Raw genomic sequence first — 16595 nt, 5'->3', positions numbered from 1 at the left:
GACGGCGAGATCGATGAGCCCTCAGACGAGTTCGAACCCGTGGTAGCCGGTGACGGCGATACCGTCGAGGATCTGCTGATAGGTTCCGACGCCACCCACGAACGGCAGTGCGGCGCGCGGTTTGCCGGGCACGTTGGCACCCATGTACCACGACGGCGCCTGCCCGAGCAGAGTCAGATCCGCGGCGTCATTGGTCGTGTTGACCCAGTTGTCCTCGGCGGCCACATCCGGCTCGATGCGGGTCAGACCGTGCTCGCGCAGGTACTCCAGTGCGGCACTGATCCATTCCACGTGAACCTCGATCGAGGTCACCATGTTCGACAGCACCGACGGGCTCTGCGGCCCGGTCACGGTGAACAGATTCGGGAACCCGGCCGACATGAGTCCGAGGTAGGTTCGCGGACCGTCGGACCACTTGTCCCGCAGCGTCTGTGAGCCATGACGGATATCGATGGCCTGTAATGCGCCGGTCATCGCGTCGAAGCCGGTGGCCAGGATGATCACGTCGAACTCGTGCTCGGTGTCCCCGGCGAGAATTCCCCGTTCGGTGATGCGTTCGATCGGCTGTTCGTTGACGTCGATCAAGGACACATTGGGCTGGTTGTAGACCTCGTAGTAACCGGTGTCCACACACATCCGCTTGGCCGCGATCGGATATGACCGGGGCGTCAGCTTCTCGGCGACCGCCGGGTCATTCACCTTCTCCTTGATGCGGTCGCGCACATACTCGGCGGCGTGATCGTTGGCCTCCTGACTCTGCAGCAGGTCGCGGAACGACTGCTGGAAGCACAGCCCGCCGTCGTCGTAGCGCAGCTGCAGTTCCTTGCCGATGCCCCCCTCGTCGAGATCCTCGAAGAACGGCGGGAGTTCGTCGCCACACGGTATGCCGCCGACCGAGAGCCGGCTCTCGGCACGAAAATCCTCGTAGTGGGTCTTCAACTCGGCGAGTTCCTCGGCGATGAGCCGATTCTGCGCAGGGACGGCATAGGTGGGTGTGCGCTGGAACACCGTCAGCGAGCCCACCGTGGGTGCGATCGCGGTGATGGTCTGGATCCCCGACGATCCGGTACCGACGACGGCGACGCGCTTACCGGTGAAATCCACGTCACCCTTGGGCCAGTCCCATGTCCAGTAGATGTCACCGGCGAAGTCGTCGATCCCGTCGAAGGACGGGGTCAGCGGCTTGGACAGGCACCCGGTGGCGGCGACGACGTAATGTGCGGTGATCGTCTCCCCGCTGTCGGTGGTGGCGGTCCAGGTGTCCTCGGCGTCGTCGAATTCCAACGATTCGACACGGGTGTCGAAGGAGATGTCCTTGCGGAGATCGAGTCTGTCCGCGACGTGTTCGAGGTAGGCCAGGATCTCCGGCTGCGCCGCATAGCGCTCGGTCCAGTTCCATTCCTGCTGCAGTTCGGGATCGAATGAGTACGAGTATCCGATCGATTCGATGTCGCATCGCGCCCCCGGATACCGGTTCCAGTACCAGGTACCACCCACCTGCGGACCGGCCTCCACGATGTGGGCATCGAACCCGAGTCCGCGCAGTTTGTGCAGTTGGTAGAGACCGGAGAAACCGGCTCCGATGATCAGTACGTCGCGGTCAGGCATCGCTGGTCGCCTCCTCCTGTGCGGAGCTCGCGCTCTCGGTGGTGTGGTTGTCGATGAATGTGTTGATATGGCCGGCAACGAGTTCGATACCGGTCTGGTAGCCCGGCAGGATGTTCGCCATTTGGAAGTAGATGTGCATCTGGCCCTCGGCTTCGTCGAGGATGACCGGCACACCGGCCTGCTCGAGCGCCTTGGCGTAGGCCACGCCCTCGTCGCGCAACGGGTCGTACTGGCAGACGTAGACCAGGGCGGGCGGCAGACCCGAGAGGTCGTCGGCCCGTAGCGGCGACGCGTCGGGGTGGGTTCGGGCCTCGGCATCGGGCAGGTAGTGATCCCAGAACCAGATCATCGTGTCCCGGTTGAGCATCAGCTGATTCTCCGGGTCGAGGTAGGACGCCGTGTCGACATCGCAGTCGGTGACCGGGTACACGAGTGCCTGATAGTCGATCTGTGGCCCCTGGCGATCCCGGGCCCACCGGGTCATCACCGCGGCGATGTTGCCGCCGGCGCTGTCGCCGGCCACGATCAGTGGCGCACCGGGTTCGGCGAATTCGGCGGCATGCTCTGCGGCCCAGCACAATCCGAGGTAGCTGTCCTCGATCGCGGTCGGGAAGCGATGTTCGGGAGCCTTGCGGTAGTTGACGAGGACGACCGTCGACCGCGTGCGGTTCGCCAGATCACGCCCCACGTGGTCGTACTGCAGGTCGATGTCACCCAGCACCCAGCCGCCGCCGTGGAAGTACACGATGACCGCTTCGGGTTGGCCGTCGGGAATGAGTGCGCGAACCCGGAACAGGCCGCCGTCGCGGCCCTCGAGCTTGACGTTGCGGACCTCGCTCACCTCCGGTCCGCGACCGCTCATGCCCGCGAAGATGGGCCCGGTCATCCGGGCCAGTGCCGGCGTCTGTTCGCTGATGGGTGGCTGGCGTTCCTCGGCGAGTTGTTGCAACAAGCCCTGTGATACCGGTTCGAGCGGCATTCTTGTCCCCTTCTGACTCGGCGGGCACCGGTCGATACCCGGCGGCCGAACTGTGATGTCGATCACCATCAACATAGGTCGGCGGCGGTCTCCGACGACAGCACCGCGGGGGCCAAGACTCGGCAATTCGGGCCATCCGGGACGGCCGGTAGGGTCGAGCCATGGATCTCAACGGGGTAGGTATCTGGAGTTCACCGCTGCGCTACGGCGATCCCGCGGAGGCGACCGAGGCGGCAACCGAGCTCGACGAACTCGGTTTCACAGCCTTGTGGGTGCCCGACGTCGGTGGGCCGCTGATGGATTCGGTGGAGAACCTGCTCGGCGCCACCAGCAAGGCCGTGATCGCCACCGGCATCCTGAACATGTGGATGCATGAGCCCGCCGACGTCGCCGCGGCGCACGCTCGCCTCACCGCCGAACATGGTCCGCGGTTCCTGCTGGGTCTGGGCATCAGCCATGCGCCGCTGATCGATGCCCAGGAGGCGGGTCGATACCGAAAGCCGTTGGCCACCACCAAGGCCTTTCTCGACGGTCTCGACGCCGCAGATGATCCGGTCCCCGTCGACAGCCGTGTCCTTGCGGCACTGGGACCGAAGATGCTGGCCCTGTCATCGGAACGCAGCCGCGGCGCGCATCCCTACCTGGTGACGCCCGAGCACACCGCGACAGCGCGGGCGGCCGTGGGCGCCGGCCCGCTCGTCGCTCCGGAACAGACCGCGATCCTGGCATCCGATCGCGACGAGGCGCGCGCGATCGGCACCAAATGGCTGCGCGGATACCTCGCGATGCCCAACTATGCGAACAACCTCCGGCGGCTGGGCTTCACCGAGGACGATCTGCAGACGGTCAGCGACCGACTCTTCGACGCGCTCATCGCCTGGGGCGACGAATCGGCCGTGCTCGCCCGGATCGAGGAACACCGCGCCGCCGGTGCCGATCATGTCTGCGTGCAGATCCTGCAGTCCGACCATCGCGCGATGCCCCGTGAGCAGTGGCGACGATTGGCTGCGGCGTTGCGGTAGTGCCCTGCGCCGAACGTGCGTAACGTGGCACCCGGACTGCACCCGAGGAATATACCCATAGGGGTATGCATTGGAAGTGTCATGAGCACTCGTGAAATCACCATCGACAATCTGCAAGAGACCATCGGCCAGGACGGCATCGTGCTGCTCGACTTCTGGGCTGGGTGGTGCGGACCATGCCGCATGTTCGCACCCGTGTTCGAGAAGGCGTCGGAGTCGAACACCGACATCGTGTTCGGGAAGGTCGACACCGAGGCGGAGCAGCAACTCGCCGGCGGCTTCGGCATCCGGTCGATCCCGACCCTGATGGCCTTCCGGGACGGCGTGCTGGTCTTCAACCAGCCCGGTGCGCTGCCCGCCGCACAGCTCGACGAGCTGATCGGCGCCGTCCGCGATCTCGACATGGACAAGGTGCGCGCCGAGATCGCCGCCGCCGAGAAGGAGCAGGCCAACAGCTGAGCGCTGGTGCCGGCAGGGCCCGGCAGCGCAGTGAGGTGAAGGCAGTGAGGTGAACGTGCCGAGTGTCGGTACGTTCACCTCACTTTCGACGTCGAGACGAAACGCGACCGTGGTCTGTCGGGCGAATCCGTAGTGTGGGGGCGTGGACGACTCACGACGGTGCCTGGTGACCGGAGCCACGGGATATGTCGGCGGGCGACTGGCGCCTCGACTGTTGGCGCGGGGACATCGGGTACGTGCCCTTGCTCGCAACCCGGCCAAACTGGCGGACGCACCGTGGACCGCGGATCCCCGGGCCGAGGTCGTGCGCGGCGACCTGTCCGATCGTGACTCGCTCGTCGCCGCCTTCACCGACGTCGATGTGGTCTATCACCTGGTGCATTCGATGAGCACCGATGCCGATTTCGCCGCGGAGGAACGACGCTCGGCCGAGAACGTCGTGGCAGCAGCGAAGGCGTGCGGGGTGTCGCGCATCGTGTACCTGGGCGGCCTGCACCCCGAGGGCGTGACGCTGTCCGAACATCTGGCCTCGCGCGCCGAGGTCGGCGAGATCCTGATCGACTCCGGCATCGAGACCCTGGCGCTGCAGGCCGGCACGCTGATCGGCTCCGGTTCGGCGTCCTTCGAGTTGATCCGCCACCTGACCGAGCGCCTGCCCGCGATGACCACCCCGCGGTGGGTCCACAACAAGATCCAGCCGATTGCTGTCGGCGACGCACTTCACTACCTGGTGGAGGCGGCCACCGCCGACGTACCGAGGTCACGAACGTGGGATCTGGGCGGCCCGGATGTTCTCGAGTACGGCGAGATGATGCAGCGCTACGCCGAAGTCGCGGGCCTGCCACCACGACGGATGATCGTGCTGCCCTACCTCACCCCCACCATCGCGAGTCGCTGGGTGCGCCTGGTCACCCCGATCCGCGGCAAGATCGCCCGGCCCCTGATCGAGTCCCTCGAATGCGACGCGGTCTGCCGCGAGCACGACATCGATGCGGTGATCGCCGCGCCACCAGGCGGACTGATGACCTATCGGGCGGCGCTGGAGGCAACACTGCAACGCGTGGCCCGCGGCGACAACTCGGTGGACTGGTCGAATGCGACGGCGCAGACCCCCGCAGCCGAACCCCTGCCCACCGATCCGTCGTGGGCCGGCGAGGTGTCGTTCGGCGACGTCGAGCGCCACGTCGTCGACCGGGCACCAGACGACCTCTGGCGCCGGCTGCGCCCGCACGCCGGATCGCGCTGGGAGGTCGTGGCGTCGACCCAGCCGACACACCTTCGGCTACGGAACGACCGGAGAACAGGCCGCGCATTCCTCGATCACGCGATCACCGACAGATCTGCCGACGGCCGCGGCGGTGCCGAACTCGTCACGACGTCGACGTTCTTCCCACGGGGGCTCGGGGGCCTCCTGTATTGGCGAATCGGCGTAGCGTTACGAACGCTCGGGGCACCGCGCTGGGACCCGTTCCGATGACAGGCTCGATCTCGCCCTCGCCGGCGGGCGCGAACCGGTCGGTGCACACAACGCCCGCTTCGACGTGATACTGGTAACGCCGAGACAAAATCTCGCACCAATTGCATACGCGACCAAGAACTGGAGTTGAGAAGAGAACATGAGCGCGGAGAAGCCGACCATCATCTACACGCTGACCGACGAGGCGCCGATGCTCGCGACCTACGCCTTCTTGCCGGTGATACGCGCGTTCGCCGACGCGGCCGACATCACCATCGAGACCAGTGACATCTCGGTCGCCGCGCGCATCCTCGCCGAGTTCTCCGATCTCCTCCCCGACGATCAGAAGGTGCCCGACAACCTCGGCGAGCTGGGTCGGCTGACGCAGCTGCCCGACACGAACATCATCAAGCTGCCGAACATCAGCGCCTCGGTCCCGCAGCTGCTGGCGGCCATCAAGGAGCTGCAGGAGAAGGGCTACGACCTACCCGAGTTCCCCGGTAACCCGAAGACCGACGAGGAGAAGGCGATCCGCGACCGGTACACCAAGTGCCTGGGCAGCGCGGTCAACCCGGTGCTGCGCGAGGGCAACTCCGACCGACGCGCACCCAAGGCCGTCAAGGAGTACGCCCGGAAGCATCCGCACAGCATGGGCGAATGGTCGATGGCCTCACGCACCCACGTCGCGCATATGACCGAGGGCGATTTCTACCACGGCGAGAAGTCGATGACCGTCTCCGGTGACCGCGAGGTCAAGATGGAGCTCATCACCTCCGGGGGCGAGACACTCGTCCTCAAGCCGAAGGTGTCGCTGACCGACGGCGACGTCATCGACAGCATGTTCATGAGCAAGAAGGCTCTCGTCGAGTTCTACGAGGAGCAGATCGAGGACGCCTACAAGACCGGCGTCATGTTCTCCCTGCACGTCAAGGCCACCATGATGCGGGTGTCACACCCGATCGTCTTCGGGCATGCGGTGAAGGTGTTCTACAAGGATGCGTTCGCCAAGCACGGAGAGTTGTTCGACGAACTCGGCGTGAACGTCAACAACGGTCTCTCCGATCTGTACAGCAAGCTCGAATCGCTGCCGAGCGCGCAGCGCGAAGAGATCATCGACGATCTGCACAAGTGCCACGAACACCGTCCCGAACTCGCGATGGTCGATTCGGCCCGCGGGATCTCCAACTTCCACTCCCCCAGCGACGTCATCGTCGACGCGTCGATGCCGGCGATGATCCGTGCGGGCGGCAAGATGTACGGCGCCGACGGGCGGCTCAAGGACACCAAGGCCGTCAACCCCGAATCGACCTTCTCCCGGATCTACCAGGAGATGATCAACTTCTGTAAGACCAACGGCGCGTTCGATCCGACCACCATGGGCACGGTCCCCAACGTCGGACTCATGGCGCAGAAGGCCGAAGAGTACGGCTCCCACGACAAGACTTTTGAGGTCCCTGAGCCCGGCGTCGCGAACATCGTCGATCTCGCCACCGGCGAGGTACTGCTCACCCAGAACGTGGAAGAGGGCGATATCTGGCGTCTGTGCATCGTGAAGGACGCACCGATCCAGGACTGGGTGAAGCTGGCCGTCACCCGAAGCCGTGATTCGGGAATGCCGGTCGTGTTCTGGCTCGACCCGTACCGTCCGCACGAGAACGAGCTGATCGGCAAGGTCCACAAGTACCTGAAGGACCATGACACCGAGGGACTCGACATCCAGATCATGTCCCAGGTCCGGGCGATTCGATACACGATGGAGCGGCTCATCCGCGGGATGGACACCATCTCGGCGACCGGTAACATCCTGCGCGACTACCTCACCGACCTGTTCCCGATCCTCGAACTGGGCACCAGCGCCAAGATGCTGTCCATCGTGCCGCTGATGGCCGGTGGCGGACTGTACGAGACCGGCGCGGGCGGCTCGGCACCCAAGCACGTCAAGCAGCTCATCGAGGAGAACCACCTGCGGTGGGATTCGCTCGGCGAGTTCCTGGCGCTCGCAGTGAGCCTCGAGGAGCTGGGTAAGAAGACCGACGACAAGCGCGCGGTCCTGCTGGCCAAGGCGCTCGACGCGGCCACCGGCAAGCTGTTGGAGAACGACAAGGGACCCTCACGCACCGCCGGTGAACTCGACAACCGGGGCAGTCAGTTCTACCTGGCCATGTACTGGGCCCAGGAACTGGCCCAGCAGACCGAGGACGCCGAACTCGCAAAGCATTTCGGATCGTTGGCCGAAACCCTCGCCGAGAACGAGGAGGCCATCGTGGCCGAGCTCAACGGCGCACAGGGTGGACACGCCGACATCGGTGGCTACTACTACCCGGACCCGGAGATGACCGCAGCGGTGATGCGGCCGAGCAAGACCTTCAACGAGGCGCTGTCGGCGGCGCGGGACTGATCTGAGCAGAAACCACATGGGGAACTGACATCCACGGCGGTTACTACCGGTGTGGATGTCAGTTCCCCATGTGGTTGCGCGGGTGCGGCGTCAGACCGCAACGTCAGACCGGCAGTTGTCCGCCGCTGGACCGCCGCAGGTCCGAGAATGCCCGGATCGATGTCGACATCGCGGTGGCCACCGGCCGGGACTCGGCGCTGCCCTGCTCGGTCACCTCGGATTTCGACACCATCACCACGTTGTCGATGTAGGGCTGGATCGTGCTGGTGTTCTGCACGGTCGCGACGATGATGAGCTGGAATCCGAACTTGCGGAACGCTGACAGCGCCTGCTGCGCGAATTGGGGATCCGACTTCGAGAACGCCTCGTCCAACATCAACTGCGCGAAGATCGGGCGGTTGTCGTCGCCGTCGGGGCTTGCGAGATTGAAGCTGAGCGCACCGGCCAGGCAGAACGCCATCAGCTTCTCCTGCTCGCCGCCGGAGTTGTCGCCGGCATTGCTGTAGGTGCGGATCGTCTCGCCCGTCACCGCATCGTGCTCTTCGCAGTAGAAATCGAAGCGGTTGCGCACGTCGAGGGCGTCGCGCGTCCACTGGCGATCCTCCGGGGTGACCCCGGCGAGACGCTCCCGCAACATCAGGATGTCCGCATACTGTTCCAGGATCGCCTGTTCGTCGCCGAAGCTCACCGCGGTGGTGCGCCGCGAGATCTGTCTGGCCCGCTCGCTGAGATCGACGACCGCCGCGAGGTTCTTGCGCCCCGGATGCAGCCGTAGCCGCGTACCGCGATTGAACGCCACCGCTCCCAGACCGGTGTTGACCCGCTCGATCTGCTCGACGATGCGCCGTTCCTCGGCGTCGGCAGCCATGTGCAGGTTCAGGATTGCGCCCGGGGCCTGCTCGGTGATCAGCCGACGCATCCGCTCGTAGGCGGCCGGCAGTTCCCGCTCGTCGATCCGGCGGCTCACCGCGACGTAGTCGTGAATGCGTTCGTCGAAGTCGTCGCTGTCGTTCGGGACGGCGTCGGGGAACTCCTCGTCGTAGGTGTCGAGGATGCGTGCCAGCTCGTCGCGAGATCGGCGGGCGTCGGTGCGCATCCGGTCCCGGTCCTTGGCCACCAGTTTCAGCAATTCCTGCCGATACGGTTCCGGGGCCAGCACATCCAGGGCCGCGGCCGATTCTTCGCGGAAACCGTCCAGCGTCTGCTCCGCCTGGGTGGCGATGTCCTCGATGTCGAGACGGTCGAGCAGATCGAGGAGTTGGGTGCGCCGACGATCGTGGCCGGCGATCTTGTCGCGGACCAGCGCGGCCTGCGAGATCGCCGCGCGCACCTGATCCCAGATGTCGTCGGCCTTGCGTTGCAATGCCTCCACATCCGGGTGTTCGTCCATCAGCAGTTCGTACTGTTCGGTGAGTTGTTCCACCCGCTCGTCCGCCGAGTCGGTGTCGATCTCACTCCACTGGGTGAACTGTTCACACACCCGGCGATAGGAGTCCCGCCGTTGTTGCTTGTCGGTGCGCTCGCGGTCAAGCGCGGCGCTGACCTCCCGCGCGGCGTCGTAGGCCCGCTGTTCGTCGGCGAACTCGGCGTGGAGCGCAGCGATCTTCGCGTCGACGTTGCCGACGAAGATGTGCTGCGACGGGCGCAGCGACTGCCGGTCGTCCTTGACCGCGAGCTTCGCCGAATCCTTGCGCAGACCGCGGTCGGTGACGGCCTTGGTGTGGTCGGCGAAGTCCGTCGGCGAGTCGACGCATACATGGTTACCGAGCCGGGCGAGGATGGCCATCGCCTCGGCCGCACATGGATGACCCGGGTCCACCGACCGCAGCGTCGCGCCCAGCGTTCCGGGTTCGGGAGTCGGTGCGGTGCGACTGTCGGCATGGTGCAGCTGGATGCGACCTCGCATGTCGTGGGTGTTGACGAAACGCAGGGCGGCCCGGAAGTTCTTGTCGGGCACCAGCAGCCGCAGGCCGGCCGAACGCAGCACCTTCTCGACCGCGAGTCGCCAGCGCTCGTGTTCGGGTGGCAGTTCGACGAGTTCGGCGACATAGCGCAAGTCGGTCTCGTCGATCTGCAATGCCTGGGCGATCACGCGGCGCATCTCGTGTTCGGCACGCGGCAGCGCCGACCCGGCCTCGGTCACCCGCTGCAACTCGTCGTGTGCCGCGTCGCGCTGGGTGCGGGCGGCCACCTCCCGGGCGAGCGCGTCGGCGTAGTGGGCCTTCCCGGCGTCGAGTTGCCCGTCGATCCGGGTGGCCTCCTCCATCAGATGTTCGCGCAACGACCAGAACTGTTCGGCATCGTCGGGAAGGTCCATACCGAGTGCCACGACCTTGTTCTCATAGGAACTGCGTCGTGCCGCGACCTCGTTGGCGGCACGCTGCGCAGTGGTCAACTGCTCCTGGAGCGGCGCGAGATCACCGGTCGAGGTGGCGATCCGCGACAGCAGATGACTGTGGTCCTGGCGGAGCTGGTCATGTTGTCCGGTGAGGGCGGCGAGATCCGAGTCGAGACGCGCGATCTGGTCGTCGAGATCGGCGATCTCGGGTTCCGCTCTACGCCGCCGCAGGTTGTTGAGATAGGCGCGGACCGAGGCCGTGTCTATCGTGTCGAGGACCGAGAACGTGGCCGACTCGGCCGCATACCGCTCATGCACGGCCTCGATGTTGCCGAGGATGGTGCGCTTGCGCCGGGCCACATCGAGGAGCTCGCGGGCCTCGACCAACGGGTCGATCTGCTCGAGGGCGTCGGTGATCCCCACGATGCTGCTCGGTTCGTCGAGCATGAACTCGCGTACGAACTGCGCGAGGCCGCCGACACTCTTGAGGGACTTGGCCTTACCCAGCAACTGCTGGGCGGCGTCCGAACCCCGGATACCGATCAACGAATAGAGGGAGGCGAGGTACTTGCCCTCCCCCGGACCGCCGCGCCACCCGAGATCGCGGAAGATGCCCGAGTTGTGGTTCGCCCGAGCCCATTCGTTGCACACGTCGACGATGTCGACGTCGCCGTCGTGGATGAAGTAGGTGCTGTGCGCGTCGGTCATCTTGCCCGCCGCCAACCATTTCAGGACCAGCCCGGTGATCGCCGCACCCGAGCTGGAGGTGTATGTCACGGCGATCGCGGCCCAGGCCGGTCCGGAGCCGCGCAAGTACATCATCTCGCGTTGCGCGCCGGTGCCGGTGCGGCGTTCGCCCCACGCACCGCGGATGTACTTGCCGACCGTGCGCCGCCCACTGGACGACCCCGCGGCGGTGGCATCGCCCGACGCATTGAAGTTACGTCGGTGATCAGGCAGGAACGCCAGCGAAATAGCGTCCAGCAGAGAGGATTTCCCACTTCCCGACGAACCGGTGATCAGCGATCCGCCCACGCTGAACCCGATGGAGTGATAGCCGTCGAAGACACCCCAGTTGATCAGCTGCAGTCGTGACAGGTGGTACTGGTCGACCGGTGCGTTCACCACTCGTCTCCTTCTGCTTCTGCGTCGCCGCTGTTGCGGTCCCCACCGGCCCCGTCCGCAGGCAGTGGTGAGTCGACGACGTCGTCCCCGGGGTCACCGGAACCGATGAACTGCTCGAATTGACGTTGGAGATCGGTGATCACCGACGCGGTCATCACCGCGGAGATGACCGGACTCACCGTGAACGTGTCCGGGTCGTCTCGGTGCTTGCGCAGGAAGTCCATCTCTTCGAGCTTGTCGATCGCGCGGCCGATCCGCTTGTCGAACAATGCGAGATCGCGGTCGATGGTGTTGGTGACACCGGCGAACAGTTCGTGGATCTCTTCGGTGGTGATGATCACGTGCTCGTCGCGGGATGCCCGCATGTACTTCGCCAGGTGCAACGCCAGGATGGCGTCGTAGGTGTTGATGGTCTCGCGTTTGAGGATCTTGCGTCCCCACCGTGAGTCGTATCCGGCCTGTTCGACGAAGGCCACCTCGACCTCGTCGACGATCCGCAACCGCAGATCGAGTTCGGAGAGCCGCACGCGCAGCGCATCCTGGTATTCGGTCACCCAGGCCCACAGTTGGGGCGCACGATCGCCGCTCACGTAACGCCGCGTGAGCAGGTTCTGCAGCGCCCAGCACGCACGGTCCGGCAGCGCGCTGACATCCCCTTCGAAGCGTGGGGCGCCCGGCGACTCGTCCGGCCGGGCCTTCTCGACGGCGGGTAGTTCGTCGAACCCGGCGTACTCGTCCGACGACCGGTCGTTGCCGTGATCGCCCCGAACGTCGGTGCTGCTGTTCATGATGCGTCGACCTCCGCGGTGGGGATGGGTTCGGTGAAAGACAGCGCCGGAACCTCGATGGCCCGGTCGGAACCCTCGAGTGAGCGGAACCGGACGATGGTCGACTCCGCATGCGGGTTGCCGGGTTGCCTGAGTGCCCATGACCACAGCACGATCACATGGGCGAGATAGGGCTCGTCGAGCCGTGCGACCACGTCCGAGAGCGTCACCGGGCCATCGGCCACGGCAGCATTGACGGCATCGGTGAGCTCGACGGTGTCGACCTGGCCGGCCAAGGACGCAAACGAAGTGAGATCGGCGCCGGCGGCGATGGGGGCGGCCTGCGCCGGCGGGGTCTGATCGCGGATCTCGAAGGCGAGTCGGCCGATCGATGTGACCGCGGGCGTGGCCACCGGCAGCTCGTAGCCGAGCCGGCGATCGGCGAGCGACGACTTGAGCAGCTCGTGTGCCGACGCCAGTGCGTCATTGAGCTGGCGCGCGACGCCTCTGCTCTGCTCCAACGTGCCCGCGGCGACGAAACGACGGATACGGCGGGCACACCGCTGGCGCGTACGCCCGACCTCCCCCATCTGCTGGGTCACCAGCTCGAAGAAGTTGTCCATCACCGACCGGAGACCGGGTTCGATGTCGGGTAACCGATCGGTGACCGTCGCGATGTCGGCGACCAGCCGCTCGCGCTGGGTCGGGTCCTGGATCATGTGGGTGAAGGCGTGATACGACGCACTCTGGGAGGACTCGAGCAGTGTCTCGTAGTCGTCGAACATCTGCCGTTGCCGATCGCGGTAGGCCAGATCGGAGTCGTGCGGGTCGTCGAGCAGTTGCGTGGTGATGCGATCCAGCATGGCGCCGTACTGGCCGATGTCGGAGACGATCTGTTCCATCTGATAGGCGATGGCGCGTGCTTCGTCCTCGGCGGTGCGCAGATCAGGTGGGCGCCGGCGGCCGGCGTCGAGGTCGGCGAGTTCGGCGTCGAGTTCGCTGATCTGGTGTTCGATCTCCTCGCGAATCTGCCCCGGGTCGTCGGAGACCTGGCCGACGACGCGACGCAGTCCCGCGGCGATGCCGTTGATGGATCCGCCGGTGGCGACACTGTCGGCACGACGCAGACGACGCATGTAGTCGAGCACCGACCGCGCCTCGGCGGTCAGATGGCACACGTTGTGCCCCGCGGCGGCCGCCGGGTCCGTGACCCGGTGCAACCATCCCTGCTTGGCCCACAACTTGATCAGCTCGAGCCCGCCGGCCTGGTCGGTGGCGCCGAGTTCGACGAGGTCGCGCTCGAGACGCACGGTCAGTTCGGTCTCCGTCCGTCGGGCGCCGAAGTCGAGGTGACGTTCCATGAGCGTCACATACAACGCCGAGTTCGTGGCGGAGAACAGTCGAACGGCCGCCGACCGCTGAATCGAGCGGTTGGCGTCCCACGCCTGCGCCAACGTCGGCTGCTCTGTGTTGTCCATCGCCGCCTCACCGGGTTCGCAGGGGTAAAGAAGACCCGAGGTAGTGTGCCACGTCTGCTCTGGGCGGCCGCACGGTGCGGGTGTCGGGCGGCGGTCAGCGGTGGTCAGCGCTTCGGTCGAATGTGACGCTCACCACGTGTCATGCAGGATCGTGGGCGCCCAGGCGGGCCGGAGCGCGTTGCCGACCGGCGTGCCGCCGGTGTATTCGGCGACGATCCGCGGTGCGATATCGGTCGCGGTGTCGTACACGGTGGCTTCGTCGGTACGGCGGCGGCTGCGTACACCACATCCCCCGATTGATGGTGCTGGGTGGTCACGCTCTACAGCGTGGATACGATCCGGCCGAGCTCACCGAATGGTTCCGCGCCAACTTCGTCGATGGCATCGATGGCGTGCCTGAAGGATCTCGATGCGCTCCTCGAACAGGAGCGACATCGGGATTCGTTCTGACCCTCAACTCACACCAGCGGGCGCCCGAATCGGTTGCGCAACCGTGTATCCCAGAGCAGGGCGCGGAACATCAGCTGGGACAACCACAGTGGCTTGCGACGCTCGAGCTGCACCTGTCGTTCGATGTATGCGTCGAACCACTGCTGGTCGGCCGCCGACCACGGCACGCGAAGGGCGGTCCGGAACGGTTCGGGCAGGTAGCCGACGGTGCGGCGGTACTTCGTCGGTCCGTACCGCTGCTGGATGAACCGGTGTGCATAGCCGAAGTTGGCGATGTTGAGCAGAAAGTCCCGGATCTCATCACTGATCTCGATGCGTCCGACCTGCTCATCCCAGTACGCCTGGAACCGATCCCGGTCGGCCGGCCACATCTCGGCCGGCATCTGGAGCGTCGTACCGACCACCTTGCCCTGCTGGTAGAACGTCTCGCGTTCAGCACCCACCAGAGGTCCGTGGACCCGTTCGTAGATGTCTTCCCAGCCGATGTAGAGGCACGCCGCGACCCACAGTTGCAGTTCGGGATTCATCGCGTTGTATTCGACCGGACTGTCGTCACGGGAGCGGACCTGTGCATGCTGGCGGTTCACGGCCTGGCGGAACCGTCGTCGGTCGTCGGCTGTGCCCATCGCGGCCACGGCCAGGTAGGAGGCGGTGGTGCGGGCGCGCTTGATCGGATGCCGATCGAGGCGGCCGCTCTCCACGGTGCTGTGCGCCACCCCGTACCCCACTGCGGGGTTGGCCAACTGCATGATGACGTTGGCGGTGCTCATCGTCTGCCCCATCGACAACAACGACTTCGCGAAGAAGCTGCTGTCGATCTGGTCCATCTCTGCGCGCGACATGCGCTCTGTACTGGTCACCGTTTGTCCTTATCTGACTACAACTGTAGTCAGAGTAGCGGTTGTGCCTGCCGGAGTCGAGCGCAGCCCGCTCGGAGCGTGGATGATGGTGGCGAAAACCACCACCCTGGACCGACCCGACGGCGATAGAATCGGGCATGTCGACGATGACAACCGGACGAGGTGCGCCTGATTCCCTCGATCATTTTTGTTGTGGCACTGGTGGTCTCGATGACGATCGTCGCATCCGCGATCGGCCTGAAGCCGGCTCACTGACGCGGTGGCACAGACCACGTAAGGGATTGTGCCGGTGAGCGTTCGAGCGCAGATTGCCGATGTTTCGGTGCGGTTCGCGGCACCCCGACAAGCGGTTTTCGATTACCTCAGCGACCCGGCGAACCGACCGGCCTGGCAGTCGAGTCTGCGTTCCGTCGACGCACTCAAAGCACCGGGAGCACAGCCCGGCGACATCGGCAGCAGCTGGGCCGACGTCACCGTCGTTCCGTGGGTCCGTCCACGATTGGAGGTCACCGAGTGCCTGCGGGGTCGGCGGTGGGAGGAGATCGGCGGATGGCACGCCGTCGACGCACATCTGGCGCTCATGTTCACCGATACGACCGATGCCGGGACGGAGGTCCGTGCGGTGGCGCGTCTGACCGTTCCCACCATCGTGGCGCCGGTACTGCCGATAGTGCGGGTGCTCACTCCCCCGGCGCTGCGCAGTGATCTGAGACGCGCAGCGGAACTCGTCGGTCGCTGATCACCCGGGCGCGGGCGCGTAGCTGAGCCGGATGGGCCGGATCACGGGACGGTGGGTGACCCCGTCGGCATCGAGTACCCAGACGGTGGCGGTGATGTGCCCCTCGGAAGCAAGTGTTCCGGTCAGGTGGAGGACGGTCGGTTCCTCGCCGACGAGGACCGGCCGGACGAACCGCGTGTCACAACCGGTGATCACCGCCCCACTGCTGCCGGCCCAGCGCTGTGCGTAGGCCAAGATGATGGCGACGAGAAGCAGTCCGTGCGCCACCGGGGCGGCCAGGCCGACCGCGCGCGCCGCGGCCGGATCGATATGGATCGCGTTGGAGTCGCCAGAAGCCTCGGCATAGCGCCGCACCCGGTCGAGAGTGAGGTATTCCTCGGCATCCCACAGGTGCCCGAGGAGTTCGGTGCCGTGGCTCTCCGGACCATGTCTCTCCGGACCATGTCTCTCGGGACCGTGCCACTCCGGACCATGGAGACCGGGTCGACCGAGCACGTCACTCATCGGCGGCCCCCTCGGATCGGAACACCAGCGTCGAGGTGCTCGCGGCGATCGGCTCGGTCTCTCCGTCGGCGTGGATGTCACTGCGCACCGCGAGCTGGGTGGCTCCGGCGCGATGGCGGACGTGGGTGACGGTCAGCACGCCGCTGAGCAGGTCGCCACGCACAGGCGCCCGGCGCACCCGGAGGGACTCCGCGGTGTGCACGATGCCGTCGCGGGGAACGACGCCGGAATCCATGGCCTGATGCGCCAGTTCGACACTGACGCGAAAGATCACGCCAATCGGGATGGCGTCGCCGGCCGAGCCGATCACATCGGCAAAAGCGCCGATGAGTGCGTCATCGACCGCCACCGCTGCCGGTGTCCGGAAGATCATGCCCTCGACCAGCTCTGTGGCCATGCTTCACGCTAGCGA

Annotated in this window: 13 protein-coding genes; 5 read left to right on the top strand and 8 right to left on the bottom strand. The window is 65.8% G+C overall.

Features of this window, described 5'->3' with window-relative positions; genetic code table 11:
• Nucleotides 1-21: 21 nt before the first annotated feature.
• Together NWF22_RS22735 and NWF22_RS22730 are read right to left on the bottom strand one after the other, a co-directional pair.
• Nucleotides 22-1608 carry a flavin-containing monooxygenase gene (locus tag NWF22_RS22735; RefSeq protein ID WP_160902266.1) on the bottom strand — a complete coding sequence of 529 codons (1587 nt, stop codon included), beginning with the start codon at nucleotides 1606-1608 and terminating at the stop codon, nucleotides 22-24.
• On the bottom strand, nucleotides 1601-2587 hold the full coding sequence (locus NWF22_RS22730) for an alpha/beta hydrolase (RefSeq protein ID WP_160902267.1): 987 nt from the start codon (nucleotides 2585-2587) through the stop codon (nucleotides 1601-1603). The genes NWF22_RS22735 and NWF22_RS22730 overlap by 8 nt, the downstream gene beginning before the upstream one ends.
• A 161-nt stretch (nucleotides 2588-2748) precedes the next feature.
• Between NWF22_RS22730 and NWF22_RS22725 the strand changes: the two genes are divergently transcribed.
• From NWF22_RS22725 to NWF22_RS22710, 4 genes are all read left to right on the top strand, one after another.
• The gene (locus NWF22_RS22725; protein ID WP_160902268.1) at nucleotides 2749-3609 is read left to right on the top strand and encodes an LLM class F420-dependent oxidoreductase; all 861 of its coding nucleotides are present in this window, start codon (nucleotides 2749-2751) and stop codon (nucleotides 3607-3609) included.
• An 81-nt stretch (nucleotides 3610-3690) separates the two neighbouring features.
• Complete coding sequence (gene trxA / locus NWF22_RS22720; RefSeq protein ID WP_160902269.1) at nucleotides 3691-4068, top strand: thioredoxin; 378 nt, start codon at nucleotides 3691-3693, stop codon at nucleotides 4066-4068.
• Between the two features lie 142 nt (nucleotides 4069-4210).
• A complete protein-coding gene (locus NWF22_RS22715; RefSeq protein WP_160902270.1) occupies nucleotides 4211-5545 on the top strand; it encodes an NAD(P)H-binding protein in 1335 nt (444 codons plus the stop codon).
• Nucleotides 5546-5684: 139 nt separating this feature from the next.
• On the top strand, nucleotides 5685-7922 hold the full coding sequence (locus tag NWF22_RS22710; protein WP_160902271.1) for an NADP-dependent isocitrate dehydrogenase: 2238 nt from the start codon (nucleotides 5685-5687) through the stop codon (nucleotides 7920-7922).
• Between the two features lie 103 nt (nucleotides 7923-8025).
• Here the strand turns inward: NWF22_RS22710 and NWF22_RS22705 are convergent, their stop codons facing one another.
• From NWF22_RS22705 to NWF22_RS22690, 4 genes are all read right to left on the bottom strand, one after another.
• Complete coding sequence (locus NWF22_RS22705) at nucleotides 8026-11385, bottom strand: ATP-binding protein (protein WP_160902272.1); 3360 nt, start codon at nucleotides 11383-11385, stop codon at nucleotides 8026-8028.
• Nucleotides 11382-12173, bottom strand: a complete 792-nt coding sequence (locus NWF22_RS22700) for a DUF4194 domain-containing protein (RefSeq protein WP_160902273.1) — start codon at nucleotides 12171-12173, stop codon at nucleotides 11382-11384. Before NWF22_RS22700 ends, NWF22_RS22705 begins: the two co-directional genes overlap by 4 nt.
• Nucleotides 12170-13630, bottom strand: coding sequence for a DUF3375 domain-containing protein (locus NWF22_RS22695; protein WP_160902274.1), 1461 nt, complete (start codon nucleotides 13628-13630; stop codon nucleotides 12170-12172). The genes NWF22_RS22700 and NWF22_RS22695 overlap by 4 nt, the downstream gene beginning before the upstream one ends.
• Nucleotides 13631-14088: 458 nt before the next feature.
• Complete coding sequence (locus tag NWF22_RS22690) at nucleotides 14089-14922, bottom strand: oxygenase MpaB family protein (RefSeq protein ID WP_160902773.1); 834 nt, start codon at nucleotides 14920-14922, stop codon at nucleotides 14089-14091.
• Between the two features lie 307 nt (nucleotides 14923-15229).
• Here NWF22_RS22690 and NWF22_RS22685 point away from each other — a divergent pair, with 307 nt between their 5' ends.
• Nucleotides 15230-15679: an SRPBCC family protein gene (locus tag NWF22_RS22685; RefSeq protein WP_160902275.1), complete on the top strand. Its 450-nt coding sequence runs from the start codon at nucleotides 15230-15232 to the stop codon at nucleotides 15677-15679.
• Here NWF22_RS22685 and NWF22_RS22680 read toward each other — a convergent pair whose 3' ends face one another.
• On the bottom strand, nucleotides 15680-16183 hold the full coding sequence (locus NWF22_RS22680; protein WP_160902276.1) for a MaoC family dehydratase: 504 nt from the start codon (nucleotides 16181-16183) through the stop codon (nucleotides 15680-15682).
• Nucleotides 16176-16580: a hypothetical protein gene (locus NWF22_RS22675; RefSeq protein WP_160902277.1), complete on the bottom strand. Its 405-nt coding sequence runs from the start codon at nucleotides 16578-16580 to the stop codon at nucleotides 16176-16178. Before NWF22_RS22675 ends, NWF22_RS22680 begins: the two co-directional genes overlap by 8 nt.
• Nucleotides 16581-16595: the final 15 nt, after the last annotated feature.

It is taken from the genome of Gordonia mangrovi, from assembly GCF_024734075.1.
In the GTDB taxonomy this organism is placed as follows: domain Bacteria; phylum Actinomycetota; class Actinomycetes; order Mycobacteriales; family Mycobacteriaceae; genus Gordonia; species Gordonia mangrovi.
The sequence above is the reverse complement of the archived record's forward strand: the minus strand, read 5'-3'. Positions and strand labels throughout refer to the sequence as shown.